Annotated in this window: 14 protein-coding genes; 11 read left to right on the forward strand and 3 right to left on the reverse strand. The window is 61.9% G+C overall.

The annotated features are described in order from the left end of the window. Positions 1 to 16 precede the first annotated feature (16 nt). Positions 17 to 2,221 (reverse strand): PBP1A family penicillin-binding protein, encoded by a 2,205-nt coding sequence (locus HT585_RS04985; RefSeq protein WP_176351870.1) that lies wholly within the window; start codon positions 2,219 to 2,221, stop codon positions 17 to 19. Positions 2,222 to 2,487: 266 nt separating this feature from the next. Here HT585_RS04985 and HT585_RS04990 point away from each other — a divergent pair, with 266 nt between their 5' ends. Together HT585_RS04990 and HT585_RS04995 are read left to right on the forward strand one after the other, a co-directional pair. Beyond that, the gene (locus tag HT585_RS04990) at positions 2,488 to 2,955 is read left to right on the forward strand and encodes a YcgN family cysteine cluster protein (protein WP_176352191.1); all 468 of its coding nucleotides are present in this window, start codon (positions 2,488 to 2,490) and stop codon (positions 2,953 to 2,955) included. A 108-nt stretch (positions 2,956 to 3,063) separates the two neighbouring features. Next, positions 3,064 to 3,573 (forward strand): GNAT family N-acetyltransferase, encoded by a 510-nt coding sequence (locus HT585_RS04995; protein WP_176351871.1) that lies wholly within the window; start codon positions 3,064 to 3,066, stop codon positions 3,571 to 3,573. Positions 3,574 to 3,617: 44 nt separating this feature from the next. On the opposite strand, the gene HT585_RS05000 is transcribed toward HT585_RS04995, so the two are convergent. Both HT585_RS05000 and HT585_RS05005 read right to left on the reverse strand, forming a co-directional pair. Then, positions 3,618 to 3,953, reverse strand: a complete 336-nt coding sequence (locus tag HT585_RS05000) for an MmcQ/YjbR family DNA-binding protein (RefSeq protein ID WP_077504029.1) — start codon at positions 3,951 to 3,953, stop codon at positions 3,618 to 3,620. Positions 3,954 to 4,276: 323 nt separating this feature from the next. Further along, positions 4,277 to 4,417 (reverse strand): hypothetical protein, encoded by a 141-nt coding sequence (locus HT585_RS05005; protein ID WP_171986894.1) that lies wholly within the window; start codon positions 4,415 to 4,417, stop codon positions 4,277 to 4,279. Between the two features lie 1,130 nt (positions 4,418 to 5,547). Here HT585_RS05005 and HT585_RS05010 point away from each other — a divergent pair. The 9 genes from HT585_RS05010 to HT585_RS05050 all read left to right on the forward strand — a co-directional run bounded on the left by HT585_RS05010 (position 5,548) and on the right by HT585_RS05050 (position 14,412). Beyond that, positions 5,548 to 5,802, forward strand: a complete 255-nt coding sequence (locus HT585_RS05010) for a hypothetical protein (RefSeq protein ID WP_176351872.1) — start codon at positions 5,548 to 5,550, stop codon at positions 5,800 to 5,802. 42 nt (positions 5,803 to 5,844) lie between these two features. Continuing rightward, the gene (feuP, locus tag HT585_RS05015; RefSeq protein WP_077504027.1) at positions 5,845 to 6,516 is read left to right on the forward strand and encodes a two-component system response regulator FeuP; all 672 of its coding nucleotides are present in this window, start codon (positions 5,845 to 5,847) and stop codon (positions 6,514 to 6,516) included. Next, a complete protein-coding gene (locus HT585_RS05020; protein ID WP_176351873.1) occupies positions 6,506 to 7,891 on the forward strand; it encodes an ATP-binding protein in 1,386 nt (461 codons plus the stop codon). The genes feuP and HT585_RS05020 overlap by 11 nt, the downstream gene beginning before the upstream one ends. A gap of 173 nt (positions 7,892 to 8,064) precedes the next feature. Beyond that, positions 8,065 to 8,508, forward strand: coding sequence for a hypothetical protein (locus HT585_RS05025; RefSeq protein WP_176351874.1), 444 nt, complete (start codon positions 8,065 to 8,067; stop codon positions 8,506 to 8,508). 91 nt (positions 8,509 to 8,599) lie between these two features. Beyond that, on the forward strand, positions 8,600 to 9,748 hold the full coding sequence (ccmI, locus tag HT585_RS05030; RefSeq protein WP_176351875.1) for a c-type cytochrome biogenesis protein CcmI: 1,149 nt from the start codon (positions 8,600 to 8,602) through the stop codon (positions 9,746 to 9,748). Further along, complete coding sequence (gene ccmE / locus HT585_RS05035) at positions 9,745 to 10,197, forward strand: cytochrome c maturation protein CcmE (protein ID WP_065782179.1); 453 nt, start codon at positions 9,745 to 9,747, stop codon at positions 10,195 to 10,197. Before ccmI ends, ccmE begins: the two co-directional genes overlap by 4 nt. Then, the gene (locus HT585_RS05040) at positions 10,194 to 12,182 is read left to right on the forward strand and encodes a heme lyase CcmF/NrfE family subunit (RefSeq protein ID WP_176351876.1); all 1,989 of its coding nucleotides are present in this window, start codon (positions 10,194 to 10,196) and stop codon (positions 12,180 to 12,182) included. The genes ccmE and HT585_RS05040 overlap by 4 nt, the downstream gene beginning before the upstream one ends. Further along, positions 12,179 to 12,634 carry a cytochrome c-type biogenesis protein gene (locus HT585_RS05045; RefSeq protein WP_176351877.1) on the forward strand — a complete coding sequence of 152 codons (456 nt, stop codon included), beginning with the start codon at positions 12,179 to 12,181 and terminating at the stop codon, positions 12,632 to 12,634. The genes HT585_RS05040 and HT585_RS05045 overlap by 4 nt, the downstream gene beginning before the upstream one ends. A 218-nt stretch (positions 12,635 to 12,852) precedes the next feature. After that, on the forward strand, positions 12,853 to 14,412 hold the full coding sequence (locus HT585_RS05050) for a Do family serine endopeptidase (RefSeq protein WP_176351878.1): 1,560 nt from the start codon (positions 12,853 to 12,855) through the stop codon (positions 14,410 to 14,412). Positions 14,413 to 14,453: the final 41 nt, after the last annotated feature.

The following is a 14,453-nucleotide window of genomic DNA, read 5'->3' on the forward strand; positions in this document are numbered from 1 at the left end:
AACGGTTCGAGCGCGTTCAGTTGCTGGCGGCATTCGGGAGACCCTTTTGGGCAGACCCACCGTCGGCGGCGCCGAGGACGGCCACTTTGCCGCCATTCTTCTCCGGCGCCTTCAAGGCGGGGGCTTTTTCGAAGGTCTCGCCCACGGAACGCAGCAACCGCGTGACATCAGCCGAAAGAGAGCGTGGTCGCACAAGTGGCGGCAGGGCGTTTTCATCCGGCTTGGCGTTGGCGACCTCTGGTTGCTTGCTCGGGGCAGGCGCGGGGTTGGTTATTCCGGGAATCTGGCGGTGCTCGATCCCCTGTTCGGCGTAGTCCATCAGCCTCTTGAAGGTCATGGCCGGCAGCGACCCGCCGGTCATATTGTTGGTCGAGGTATAGTCGTCGTTCCCGAACCAAACCGCCGTCGTATAGTCGCCGGTGAATCCCACGAACCAGGCATCGCGGTAGGCCTGGGTGGTGCCCGTCTTGCCGCCGGTGACGATGCCGTTGTCGAGTGCTGCCTTGCGGGCCGTGCCGATCACGGGGATCTGCGTCAGCATCGAATTCATCGAGGCGTTGGCTTGCTCGGACAGGATGCGCTTGGCCGGCGGTTCGTCGCGGGAAAAGTCGTAGAGGATGTCGCCGTCGTAGTTCAGGATCTGGCTGATGCCGTGCCGGCGCGATTGCAGCCCGCCCGCCGGGAACACGGCATAGGCGGTCGCCTGGTCGAGCACAGTTACTTCGGAGGTGCCGAGCGGCATCGTCTTGTCGGCGCGAAGCGGCGTCTCGATACCCATGTTCTTGGCGGTCTCAACGATCAGGTCGGTTCCGAGCTTGTCTTTCGCGAGACGCACCGGGATCGTGTTGATCGATTTGGCAATCGCCGTCAGGATGGTGATGCGCCCGGCATAGCTGCGGCCATAGTTCTGCGGCGACCAGCCGCGCCAGGTGATCGGCGCATCGACGACGATGGTTTCCGGCGTCATGCCTTTTTCCATCGCTGCCGCGTAGGTATAGACCTTGAAGGAAGAGCCCGGCTGACGCAGCGCCCGGGTCGCGCGGTTGAACTGGCTCTCGCCATAGTCGCGACCGCCGACCATTGCCCGGACAGGTCCGCCGTTTTCGACCATCACCAGTGCACCCTGCTTCACATGGAAGCTCTCGCCATATTGCCGAAGGCTGGACTCGACCGAATCCTCTGCTGCGTTCTGCAGCCCCATGTCGATGGTGGTGCGCACGATCAGCGAATGCTGGGCAAACGGCCGGGCGATGCGCTGCACTTCGTCGAAGGCCCAGTCGAGGAAGAAGTCGGGCGCCTTCACCTGGGCGCGGTCGATGACAGTTGCCGGGTTGAGACGTGCGGCAATCACCTGTCCCTCGGTCATCAGTCCGCCCTGGACGAGGTTCGTCAAAACCTCGTTGGCGCGGCCGCGGGCGGCCGGCAGGTTGACGTGCGGCGCGTAGCGGGCCGGCGCCTTGAACAGGCCGGCGAGCATGGCGGATTCCGCTAGGTTGACGTCGGTGATCGCCTTGCCGAAATAGAACTGTGCCGCTGCTGCCGCGCCGAAGGTGCCGCCGCCCATATAGGCGCGGTCGAGATAGAGCCGCAGGATCTCCTTTTTCGACAGGTTGGATTCAAGCCAGATCGCGAGGAACGCTTCCTTGATCTTACGCTCGATGGTGCGCTCGTTCGACAGGAACAGGTTCTTGGCGAGCTGCTGCGTCAGCGTCGATCCACCCTGGACGACACCGCCGGCGCGCGCATTCTCGGTCATGGCGCGGGCAAGGCCGAGAAAATCGATGCCGTAATGGTCGAAGAAGCGCCGGTCTTCGGTGGCAAGTACCGCCTTGATCAGATGATCCGGCAGCTCGTCGATCGGGACGGAATCTTCGTGAATGATGCCGCGATGGCCGATTTCATTGCCGTAGCGGTCAAGGAAGGTGACGGCGAAATCGCTTTGCGCCCGCCAGTTACCCTTGGTTTCCTCGAAGGCCGGAAGCGCCAGCGCCAACATCAGCACCGATCCGACAGTGCCCCAGGTCATGCCTTCGCCGAGCACCTCGAAAACCACTTTCTTCCAGCCGGTGACGCGAAAGCGGCGGAAGAAAATCGTTGTGTCTTCCCACCATTGTGAGAGTTTGAATCCGGCATTCCAGACCGTCGAATCGATCCAGGAATCGATTCTCAGAAAGATGTGCCGTTTCTTCGGCCGGTTATCGTCTTTCCTCGGTTCCCGCACGGTCGCAACGTCCTGAAGGCTTTTGGCATCATGCCGGCGCCCCGCGATATTTGCACGGCGCCAAATTTCACTCTACTTGCATATCGCGCCGGTGGCCTTAAAAAACCGGCAATTTTCTGCGAAATTTCTCTTCTGCAATGTTTCCATCGATCGTCGCCGATTGAAGGACAGAGCAGGGAGCAACTCAAATCGCTACTGCGACCTTTGCACGTCTGATAAGAACTGCGGCGCAGTAGCGCGACCGATTTGACGAAAGTGTGATGATGATGGGCGAAATGCCTTTCTGGAAGGCGAAGAGCCTTGACGACATGGATGACGCGGAGTGGGAAAGCCTCTGCGACGGCTGCGGGCTCTGTTGTCTCAACAAGCTTGAGGACTGGGAGACGGCCGAGATCGCCTGGACCTCGATCCGCTGCACGCTGCTCGACGGTGAGAGCTGTCGATGCAAGGACTATCCGAACCGTCAGGCGACGGTGCCGGATTGTATTCAGCTGACACCGGATGCGGTGCGCGAGATTACCTGGTTGCCGCCGACCTGCGGCTATCGGCTGGTGGCAGAAGGTCGCGACCTCTATTGGTGGCATCCGCTGCTCTCGGGCGATGCCGAGACGGTGCACGCCGCTGGCATTTCCGTGCGTGGCCGCACCGTCGCCGAAGACGGCATCGACATTGAGGACTACGAGGATTATCTGGTGACCTGGCCGCTGGAAGTCGGAGAGAAAAGCTCAGGTTAACAGCTGCTTAGACGTTCCACCGGAATCGATCTGACAGAGTTGCGCCATTGCGGGTGCCATTAGGAACGACTAGAGATCGGTGACCCTCCATCGTTCCTAGGCATTCCGATGATCAGCACCGACCGTCTCATTCTCCGCAGACCGCAACTGGAGGATTTCGAGCCCTATCGGCAGATGTGGCTCGATCCCGAGATCCTTCGCCATATTGCGCCGGGCCCCTTTTCCGACGAGCAGATGTGGACGCGCTTCCTGCGCCAGGAAGGCGGCTGGCAGTTCTTCGGCTTCGGCTATTTCGTGATCGAAGAGAAAAGCTCCGGGCGTTTTGTCGGGCAGATGGGCTTCCAGGAATTGCGCCGCGAGATTTCGCCCCCACTGACCGGCACGATGGAGACAGGCTGGACGATCGCGCCTGAGGCCCAGGGGCGCGGCTATGCCAGCGAGGCGGCGCAGGCGGCATTCGGCTGGGCCAGGGACCATCACGCCGGGCGTCGCGTCACCGCTATCGTCAGTCCGACCAATTTGGCGTCCATCCGGATCGTCGAGAAGCTGGGAATGCAGCTGTTCGCGCAGACGGAGTATCACGGCAAGCCCGTCACGCTGTTCGACCATATTCTCTAAGGCGGTATCCGCCCGCGGCTCTGGAAGCCACTACGCCAGTTGTGTCAATGGCGGCCGTTCTTCTTCACCAGGCTTTTAGGTGCAACGTTGCGCCAGGCGGTTTCCATCGACTGGCGGATGAGATCCTCGTCGGCCTCCACAAAGTAGAGCGAGGTCCAGCCTTTGTCGCCCCAACCGCCGGGTACCGCGGCACAGACGCCTGGCTCCATTTCCAAAAGCATGCGCTGCTGGTCCGGCGTAAACTTGAAGACCGCCCGACCCGCCTCTGGCAGGGACATGAAGATGCGCTTGCCCACGCGGAAGTCCCGCGTGCCGAAATGGGCATTTTCTTCCGTTCCCGGCAGGCTTAGCGCCAGTTTTTCAATCTCGTCGGTCAGCATGAAAAAAAGAGTAACACGGTTTTTCCGATTGGCCAAAAGGCAGGAAATCGCCACACCCAGAGGCTGAACGGAGCGGTTTTGCACGGTGTCCTGGCGACAAGGTCACGACGCTATTTCACCTCCGGGTGGCCGTCAATTTCTGTCTCGGAGCGCGAGTCGGATGCGGCTTGATCACGCACTGAGTGCGAGAACGCCCCAAGGACCCGGCTGCATTTTTTGCCCACGGCGAATGACAAAGAAAAGCCGCCCGCGGCGCTAACCGTGGGCGGCTCGAAGCTTGATGTGCTGCATTATCGACGGGCGGTGCTCGCCCATCAGCGCGCTTATTCAGCCGGCTGAACGGGCTTCGGTGTCGTCTGGCTGGCGGTGCGCATTTCGCGCCATTCGCTTTCGAAACGGTCCAGCAGCGACTGCGGTACCTTGGACTGCTGCGATGCCTGCTGGTTGTTTACGAGCGTCTGCATCCGATCCTCCCGGGCCTGTTGCAATTTCATGACAAGTTGATGAGCGGACAATTTCACATCGTAAACGCTTTGTAAATCAGTAGGTTAAATCATCTAAACGATTTAAAAATCTTTAAATCGATTTATTTTCAGCTGATCCACAGTTGCGTTCAGGCGGTTGGGGGCGGCGCGGCATTTCGGCGCCGGCTGAGTAGGAGAGGCGCTCCTTTGGTCGGACGAAGCTGTCGAGCGACAGCTGTCTTTCACTCACAACGGCGGGCACGAGTTGAGCGGGGGGGCAAGTTCCTGAGGCAATGGCGTTCAGAGGGCTGCGATAGGAATGCGTAACGAGACAACGCTGTCCGACCGACACGGCCGAACGCCTGCGGTTCGCGCTGCAACGCCAAACAAATGCAGAGGCTTAGATGAGGGAACAGACTCCTCGCCTGACCGCGCTCACTCAACCTCACAGGGTTCGGACTCAACTTTGGAAGATGTGCGGGCAAGCGATTCAAAGGACTCGGATATTCGAGCCCACTTCAAGTCCCGCCGTAAGTCGAGCGAAGCAGCCTGCGCCCATCTCGTCCTCGACCCATTATCGGACGATAGCAAAAGGGCCTTAACAAATGACTGATCGCCCGAGACAGCGGCTGTGTCGCGGCAGTTCTCGTGATCTGTTGCCGAGTTCGTCGTGCGTAAGTAGAGTCTAATATTTCCGTCGACGCTGGACCTTTTCCAGCACCGCCCGAGATATTTGCACAATGCCATCGCGCAGGCGCGCTTTGCTGCCGCCGCGCGACGGGCGGACGCGGTATCCCTCCCACCGCGTCCGCCTGCCTTTTTGCGTGCGGGGGAATATCCGATCACGATGAAAATCACCGACGTGGAGAGGCGCGAACATCGACGCGTTCGTCCGGTTGTCGCCTCCGCACGGCGCGGATCAGGGTTTCGCACGGCTGTTGTCAGGCGATGGATTGATCCCACCCGGGTTTCGTCTTTAAGGGAATCATTGCAATTTGCGGTCGGTTCGCCGTGGATACCGGCATTCACGGATAGCTGATCGCCCGGCTGGGCGGCCGACATTCATTTGCCATTCAGCCTCTATCCGTTATTGCTTTTGCCATGATGCTTCCCAAGTCGAAAGTGCGTTCATGTCTTCACCAGTGATCATAGCCGCGCTTGCCGCAGGCCTTGCGGGCTTTGCTCCGCCTGAGGTCAGCAGGCCCACGGACCTTGTCGTCCGTGTGGCCGGCGATTGCAGCGCCGCTGCACAGCAAGTCGTTTCGGAAACCGGCGGCGAACTGCTTTCGGCGCAACCGACCTCCGACGGCCAATGCGTGATCACGGTGCTTGTGCCAGGCAATGGCGGGCGACCGAAAAAGGTGACCGTAAGGGTGCCGATGTAATTCGCGCGTGACGACGCTGCGAAAGAGGGGAAGTGGGTACGAATGCGCATTCTGATAGTCGAGGACGACGTCAACCTGAACCGGCAGCTCGCCGAAGTGCTGAAGGAGGCCGGCTACGTCGTCGATCAGGCCTATGACGGCGAAGAGGGACACTATCTCGGCGAAGCCGAGCCCTATGACGCCGTCATCCTCGATATCGGCCTGCCTGAGATGGACGGCATCACCGTTCTCGAAAAATGGCGTGGCGGCGGCAAGACCATGCCGGTGCTGATCCTGACGGCACGTGATCGCTGGAGCGACAAGGTGGCCGGCATCGACGCCGGTGCCGACGATTATGTTGCAAAGCCCTTTCACGTCGAGGAAGTGCTTGCCCGCATCCGCGCGCTGATCCGCCGGGCGGCAGGCCACGCCAGCTCGGAGATCGTTTGCGGTCCCGTGCGGCTCGACACCAAGGGGTCGAAGGCAACCGTCGACGGGACCGCACTGAAGCTGACGTCGCACGAGTTCCGGCTGCTCTCCTATCTCATGCACCACATGGGCCAGGTCGTATCGCGGACTGAACTGGTCGAACATATGTACGACCAGGACTTCGACCGCGATTCCAACACGATCGAAGTGTTTGTCGGCCGTCTTCGCAAGAAGATCGGCAACGACCTGATCGAGACGGTGCGGGGCCTGGGATACCGCATGCAAGCGCCCGGCAATGGCAATTAGATCTCTTACGGCCCGCGTATTGGCGGTTTCGACCGTCTGGGCCGTCGTCGCCCTTGTTGTGATCGGGGTGGTCATTTCCGCCCTCTATCGCCAGGGATCGGAGCGCGGTTTCAAGGACCTGCTGCGCGCCCAGCTTTTCAACGTCGTCAATTCGATTTCGGTCAATGAGAAGACAGTGCTCGCCGGCAGCCCCCAGCTCGGCGATCTGCGCTTTTCCCAGCCGCAGACCGGATGGTACTGGATCGTCGATCCGATCGGCGAGTTTGACACGCCGCCGCTGATCTCGACCTCGCTCGGCAATGCGAAGCTGCCGATCGCCAGCGTCGATGAGGTCCCCTTCGATACCGGCTATGTCCGCTTCTACACCACCAAGGATCCCTTCGGAAACGAGGTCGAAGTGGCCGAAACAGAGGTCGTTCTCGACATTCAGGGCCACACCGCTCGTTTCCGTGTTGCCGGCAACCGCGACGTGCTGGAAGCGGACATCAATCGCTTCACCCGCAATCTGACGATCGCTCTTTCCATTTTCGGTTTGGGTGGGCTCGGCATGAACGCGCTGACTATTCTCTTCGGCCTCCGCCCGCTCGACCAGGTTCGCCGTTCTCTCGAGAAAATTCGGGCCGGCGAAAGCGAGAGGCTCGATGGTGCCTTTCCGCGCGAGATCCAGCCGCTTGCAAACGAGGTGAATGCGCTGATCGACAGCAATCGGCGCATCGTCGAGCGCGCACGCATGCAGGTGGGCAACCTTGCTCATTCGCTGAAGACTCCGATCGCGGTCCTGCTCAACGAGGCCCGGGTGCTCGAGGCGTCGCACGGCGAACTCGTTCGCACCCAGGTCGACGCAATGCAGATGCAGGTCCAATCCTATCTGAGCCGCGCCCGGATCGCCGCGCAACGCGAGTCTGTTCTTGCACGCACCGAAGCCCAGCCGGCTCTGGAGCGGCTGGTCAGGGTGATGCGCAAGCTCAATCCGGAAAAGGAAGTTCATCTGTCGATCAACCCACCGGGCCTGGTGCTTGCGATGGAGCTCCAGGATGTCGAGGAAACCGTTGGCAATCTGCTCGAAAATGCTGCCCGCCATGCCAAGGGCGAGGTGTGGCTCAATGTTCGCCCGGCGACGAACGAACAGCATGCGAAGGAGACCGGGCGGCAATGGATCGTGCTTGACGTGGACGACGACGGAGCTGGCCTTGATCCCGATCAGATCGCATTGGCGTTGAAACGCGGCAAGCGGCTGGACGAAAGCAAGCCGGGAACGGGCCTCGGACTGTCGATCGTCAGTGAAATCGTGCGGGAATATCAGGGTACCCTGACGCTGTCGCGTCGGGACGAGGGCGGGCTGCGTGCAGAGCTGGTGCTGCCGGCTGCGGTTTAGGTGTCACACTGGCGCGCGAAAGTATCGCGCCAGCGGCCCTGGCCGTTGCCTCTGTCAACAGGGGATGCCAAAAGAAAATCAAAGGGAAGTCTTCACTCGACCTTGACGGTCGGTACAGTCGGGGCGCCCACAGTAGAGAGTACATGTCGCGGATCATGAGGAACCAGGCAGAAATGACACGAACTATTGTCGTCAGCGGCAGGATCGCGGTGATCGCGTCGGCGATGGCTCTTGCCGGTTGCAGCACCACGTCGGGCGGACAGACCGCGGCGGCGGGGCTCGGCACGACCGCAACCCGCAGCGTGTCTTCGACGACGTACATCGCCGCCCTTCAGGGGGGCGTGATCGGTCGGCTCAGCAATCTCGATATCGGAGCGTCGGACCGCCAGCGCGCGCTCGAAGCCGAGTACCGCGCGCTGGAAGCCGCTCCGGGCGGTCAGCCGGTCAATTGGCAGGGGCGGAGCGTCTCCGGATCGGTCGTTGCCAACGCACCCTATCAGGTGGGTTCGCAGAACTGCCGGCAGTACAGCCACACCGTAACCGTCAAGGGACAGCCGACGACGGCGCGCGGTGCCGCCTGCCGCAATCCCGACGGCAGCTGGACGCCGCTGAGCTGACAGGATTTCCAGTTGCGGCGAAACGCCTCAAATATCTGTCATTGCAGGTTTTCGAGTTGGAATGGCATGGGTGCCATAGTATTGAGCATCCATGTTGTTCTGGATCCTCGTCGCCACGCTGACGGCGGCTGTCGCCGTCGTGCTCATCCTCCCGCTGTTGCGGGCGGCCGCGCCTGCATCGTCTCCCCATAGCCACGATATCGAAGTCTATCGCGACCAGCTCGATGAGCTGACGCGCGATCAGGAGAGCGGCTTGATCAACGGCGACGATGCCGAGCTCGCCCGCGCCGAGGTCGCCCGCCGGCTGCTCGCTGCCGGCGCGATCGACAGTGCCGAGGAGCCGGTCGCAACGGAGCGCCGCGGCGTCAACTTCCTGGCGCAAGCCTTCGTGCTGCTCTGTCTTCCTGCCATCGGGCTCTGTCTTTACTTGTTCACCGGCAGTCCGGGTGTTCCGGCGCAGCCTTTGGCCGCACGCCTTGCCGATCCCGGCGCCGATATCAACATTCTGATCGCGCGCGCGGAAAACCATCTGGCGCAGAACCCGAACGATGGCGCCGGCTGGGAAGTGCTTGCACCGATCTACATGCGCAACGGTCGTGTCGAGGAGGCGGTGGCCGCCTATGACAGTGCGGTCCGCCTGCTCGGGCCGACGCCGGCCAGGCTCGGCGGATATGCCGAAGCTCTGATCACGCTGTCGGGCGGGCTGGTGACGACCGAGGCGCAGGCAGCGTTGCGCAGATCTCTCGCCATCGACCCGAACGATCCGCGATCCGAATACTATCTTGCCCTCGGCCTGAAGCAGGAAGGAAAGAAGAATGAGGCGCTGGCTGCCTTCAACCGGCTCATCGCCGGTTCTCCGGCGGATGCCCCGTGGGTGCCGCTGGTCAGGCAGCACGTGGCCGAGCTATCGGGTGGCAATGCCGGAAATGTTGCTGCCGCTGCACCCGGAAATCCGAGCGCCGACGATATCGCCGCCGCCCAGGACATGAGCGCAGGCGACCGCCAGGAGATGATCCGCGGCATGGTCGAGAGCCTCGCAAGCCGCCTCAAGGAAGATCCTGCCAACCCCGAAGGCTGGGCGCGGTTGATCCGCTCGCATGTTGTGCTCGATCAAAGAGACCAGGCCGCTGCCGCCCTAAAGGAAAGCCAGAAAACCTTCCCGGCGGACGGCGAACAGGGAAAACAGCTGCTTGCGCTGGCCCGCGAACTCGGGATCACGACCGACGGAGAAACGCAATGACGCGCAAACAGAAGCGATTGGCGATCATCGGCGGTGGTGTCGGCTTTCTGACGCTCGCTGTCCTCCTGGTGATGTTCGCCTTCAGCCAGGCGATCGCCTATTTCTACGTGCCGAGCGATCTCGCGAAAGCCGATGTGCCGCCCGGAACCCGCATTCGCCTCGGCGGCCTGGTCGAGGCCGGCTCGGTCAAGCGTGGCGACGGCAAGACCGTGACGTTTACCGTCACCGATACGCTCGGCCAGGTGCCCGTGACCTATACCGGCATCCTGCCGGACCTGTTCCGCGAAGGGCAGGGCGTTGTCACCGAAGGCACTTTCGTCGCCGGCAGCTCCGTCTTCGTTGCGGATTCCGTGCTTGCCAAGCATGATGAGACCTATATGCCGAAGGATGTCGCCGACCGCCTGAAGGCCCAGGGTGTCGAACTCAGCGGGAAGGAAACCGTTCGATGATCATCGAGCTTGGACACTATGCACTGGTTCTGGCGCTGGCGACCGCATTCGTGCAGGCCGCCCTGCCGATCCTTGGCTCCAGGCTCAATGATCGCGCCCTGATGGAGCTTGCCTCAAGCGCGGCGGTTGCCTGTTTCCTGCTCGTTGCCTTCTCCTTCGCGGTCCTGACCTTCGCCTACGTGACCTCGGATTTCTCGGTCCGCAACGTCTGGGAGAATTCGCACTCGCTGAAGCCACTGATCTACAAGATCTCCGGCGTGTGGGGGAACCATGAAGGATCGATGCTGCTCTGGCTCTTGATCCTCGTGTTCTTTTCGGCGCTCGTCGCTACCTTCGGTCGCAATCTGCCGGAAACGCTGAAGGCGAATGTGCTCGCCGTCCAGGCCTGGATTGCCGTGGCCTTCACGCTGTTCATCCTGCTGACGTCGAACCCCTTCGCGCGCCTGATCCCGGCGCCGGGGGAGGGCAAGGATTTGAACCCGATCCTGCAGGACGTCGGCCTCGCCATCCATCCGCCACTGCTTTACCTGGGCTATGTCGGCTTTTCCGTCTGCTTCTCCTTTGCCATCGCCGCCCTGATCGAGGGGCGCATCGACGCCGCCTGGGCACGGTGGGTGCGCCCCTGGACCCTTGCTGCCTGGACGTTCCTCACGGCCGGCATCTCGATGGGCTCCTATTGGGCCTACTACGAGCTTGGCTGGGGCGGCTGGTGGTTCTGGGATCCGGTCGAAAACGCCTCCTTCATGCCGTGGCTTGCGGGCACCGCGCTGCTGCACTCCGCGCTCGTCATGGAGAAACGCGAGGCGCTGAAGATCTGGACCGTGCTGCTGGCGATCATGACCTTCTCGCTGTCGTTGCTCGGCACCTTCCTCGTGCGCTCCGGCGTGCTGACTTCGGTTCACGCGTTTGCGACTGACCCGACGCGCGGCATCTTCATTCTTGCCATCCTCGTCTTCTTCATCGGCGGCGCCTTTTCGCTGTTTGCCTTCCGCGCATCGCGACTGAAGGCCGGCGGCATTTTTGCGCCGATCTCGCGTGAGGGCGCGCTCGTCTTCAACAATCTCATCCTGACGACGGCGACGGCAACCGTGCTCACCGGCACGCTCTATCCGCTGGTGCTCGAAGCGCTGACCGGCGACAAGATTTCGGTCGGGCCGCCCTTTTTCAACATGACCTTCGGGCTTTTGATGCTGCCGCTTCTGTTTGCGGTGCCCTTCGGCCCCCTGCTTGCGTGGAAGCGCGGTGATCTGATGGGCGTCGCCCAGCGGCTGTTTGCAGCCGTTGCCGTCGGCCTCGTCGTCGGCTGCATCTATTATTACGTCATGAACGGCGGGCCTATCCTCGCTCTCTTTGGCATTGCTCTCGGTGTTTACCTGATCGTCGGCTCGCTGACGGATCTGGCCTTGCGATCAGGGCTCGGCAAGGTGACGGGCAACGTCGCCTGGCGACGTTTCTCCGGCCTTCCGCGCTCGGCCTTCGGCACGGCACTTGCGCATATCGGTCTTGGCGTCACGCTGATCGGCATCGTCGCCGTCACCGCGTTCGAGACCGAAACTGTCGTCGAGATGAAGCCGGGCATGACGGTGGATGCCGGCGGCTACACCCTGCGTTTCGATGGCATGCGCAACGGTAGCGGTCCAAACTACTCCGAGGAGTCAGGCCATTTCACCATCATGAGCGGTGGCGTCGTTGTCGCCGACATCTGGTCGTCGAAGCGGCTCTATCAGGCGCGGCGCATGCCCACGACCGAAGCCGGCATCCGCACATTTGGCCTCAGCCAGCTCTATGTCTCGCTCGGAGACCAGATCAGCGAAGGCGGTATCGTCGTGCGCATCTGGTGGAAGCCGATGATCCTGTGCATCTGGGGCGGCACGCTGTTCATGATGGCGGGCGGTTTCGTCTCGCTCAGTGATCGCCGCCTGCGCGTCGGTGCGCCGACCCGCGCCAAGCGACCGAAGACGGTTCCCGTGGGGGCGGCCGAATGAACCGGTTGCTGCTCGCATTCTTTCTGTTTCTGGCGACGCTCGGCCCGGCTTTCGCAGTCAATCCGGATGAGGTCCTGCCCGATCCGGCGTTTGAAGCGCGCGCGCGGGCGATCTCGGCGGAACTTCGCTGCATGGTCTGCCAGAACCAGTCGATTGACGATTCCAATGCCGAGCTTGCCAAGGACCTCAGGGTCCTCGTGCGCGAGCGGTTGGCAAATGGCGACAGCGACGAAGCGGTGATCGACTATGTGGTCTCGCGCTACGGCGAGTTCGTGCTGCTCAAACCCCGGCTCGAAACCAAGACGATGATCCTGTGGGGCATGCCGATCCTGCTTCTGTTCATCGGCGCGATGACGCTGCTGGTGGCCGCGCTCAAGCGTAGCCGCCAATCGCGCGGCACGCCGCTTTCCGACGACGAGAAGGAAAAGCTGAAGAAGCTGCTTCAGCCCTAGAACCGACGGGCAACCTGCCGCTTTCGGTGCCCTTTGCCAACATTACCAAATATTCATTCTCCGGACAGAACTCAGTAAGGTCCCATCCGTTACATCTTTCGTCATCGGCTGTTCCTCCAGTCAGCCAGTAGCGAGATCGCCACCCCCGCGGCGATTTTCGAAATCACGATGTCGAAGCTGCTTGTCTGCGGCTTCAAGGAAGAGAAAAGGCAAAACGGATGTTTACGACCAAATCCCTGCGTCCCTCCATCAAGACTGTGCTGAAGACCTCGACCATTGCGGGTCTTGCAGCTGTCATGCTGACCTCCGGCCTGCCGGCGACGATCAGCCAATCCTTCGCCGAAGCCGTGAAGGTCGATGCGCCCCAGGTGCCGAGCTTTGCCAATGTCGTCGACGCGGTGTCGCCGGCCGTCGTCTCCGTCCGCGTCCAGTCGCGTGCCAACCCTGTCTCCGACGATGGCAACGGCTTCAGCTTCGACTTTGGCGGTCGCGGTTTCGATGAGCTCCCGAACGATCACCCGCTGAAGCGCTTCTTCAAGGAATTCGGCGGCCCGCGCGGCGATGAGCGTGCCGAGCGTGGCCCCGGCCGTCGCGGCCCGCATGGCGAAGGTCGCCTGCGCCCGACGTCTCAGGGCTCCGGCTTCTTCATCTCTGAAGACGGCTACCTCGTCACCAACAACCACGTCGTTTCCGACGGTTCTGCGTTTACGGTCATCCTCAACGACGGCACCGAGCTTGACGCCAAGCTGATCGGCAAGGACAGCCGCACCGATCTCGCCGTCTTGAAAGTCGACGACAAGCGCAAGTTCACCTATGTCAGCTGGGCAGACGACAACCAGGTTCGCGTCGGCGACTGGGTCGTTGCCGTCGGCAACCCCTTCGGTCTCGGCGGTACTGTGACCTCCGGCATCATTTCGGCCCGTGGCCGCGATATCGGCTCCGGCCCCTATGACGACTACCTGCAGGTGGACGCTGCGGTGAACCGCGGCAACTCCGGCGGCCCGACTTTCAACCTTTCGGGTGAAGTCGTCGGCATCAACACCGCGATCTTCTCGCCGTCGGGCGGCAATGTCGGTATCGCCTTCGCCATCCCGGCATCGGTCGCCAAGGACGTTGTTGCCGACCTGATGAAGGACGGCTCGGTATCGCGTGGTTGGCTCGGGGTTCAGATCCAGCCGGTGAGCAAGGATATTGCCGAATCGCTCGGCCTTTCGGAAGCAAACGGCGCCCTCGTCGTCGAACCGCAGGCCGGCTCGCCTGGCGAAAAGGCCGGCATCAAGAAGGGTGACGTCGTCACCGCGCTCAATGGCGACACCATCAAGGATCCGCGTGATCTTGCCCGCAAGGTCGCCGGCATTCGCCCGGGTACCACGGTCGATGTCGCGCTGTGGCGCAACGGCAAGTCCGAGACCGTCAAGCTCGAGATCGGGACGCTGCCGAAGGACGACAAGGAAGCGGCCAAGGATTCCGGTACGCAGTCCGAGGAAGCCCAGCCGTCGAGCGAGCAGGCCTTGGCCGACCTCGGCATGACCGTGGTTCCGTCGGACGACGGTCAGAGCGTGACGATCGCCTCGGTAGACGAGGACTCGGATGCCAGCGATCGTGGCCTGAAGCAGGGCGAGAAGATCGTTTCCGTCAACAATCAGGAAGTGAAGTCGGCGGACGATATCCTCAAGGTGATCAGCACCGCCAAGAAGGACGGCCGCAGCAAGGCGCTCTTCCAGATCGAGGCCGACAGCGGCAGCCGCTTCGTGGCACTTCCCATCGATCAGGGCTGATCGCGGCAGCGAATGAATGACCGGGGCGCCGCGATATCCGA

The organism is Ensifer oleiphilus (genome assembly GCF_013371465.1).
GTDB classification, from domain to species: domain Bacteria; phylum Pseudomonadota; class Alphaproteobacteria; order Rhizobiales; family Rhizobiaceae; genus Ensifer; species Ensifer oleiphilus.